Annotated in this window: 1 rRNA gene; it reads right to left on the bottom strand. The window is 53.9% G+C overall.

Going from position 1 to position 330, the window contains the following annotated elements:
* A 23S ribosomal RNA gene (locus AWV70_RS19555) occupies positions 1-330 on the bottom strand; the annotation flags it as partial.

Raw genomic sequence — 330 nt, 5'->3', positions numbered from 1 at the left:
TCTCACTTCCAAGCGCTCCACCAGTCCTTACGGTCTAGCTTCAACGCCCTTGGAACGCTCTCCTACCACTGACACCAGAGGTGTCAGTCCGCAGTTTCGGTGATCCGTTTAGCCCCGGTACATTTTCGGCGCAGCGCCACTCGACCAGTGAGCTATTACGCACTCTTTAAATGATGGCTGCTTCTAAGCCAACATCCTGGTTGTCTGGGCAGCGCCACATCCTTTTCCACTCAACGGATACTTGGGGACCTTAACTGGCGGTCTGGGCTGTTTCCCTCTCGACTACGGATCTTATCACCCGCAGTCTGACTCCCAAACATAAATCATCGG

This window comes from Sporosarcina koreensis, from assembly GCF_001531445.1.
In the GTDB taxonomy this organism is placed as follows: domain Bacteria; phylum Bacillota; class Bacilli; order Bacillales_A; family Planococcaceae; genus Sporosarcina; species Sporosarcina koreensis_C.
The sequence above is the reverse complement of the archived record's forward strand: the minus strand, read 5'-3'. Positions and strand labels throughout refer to the sequence as shown.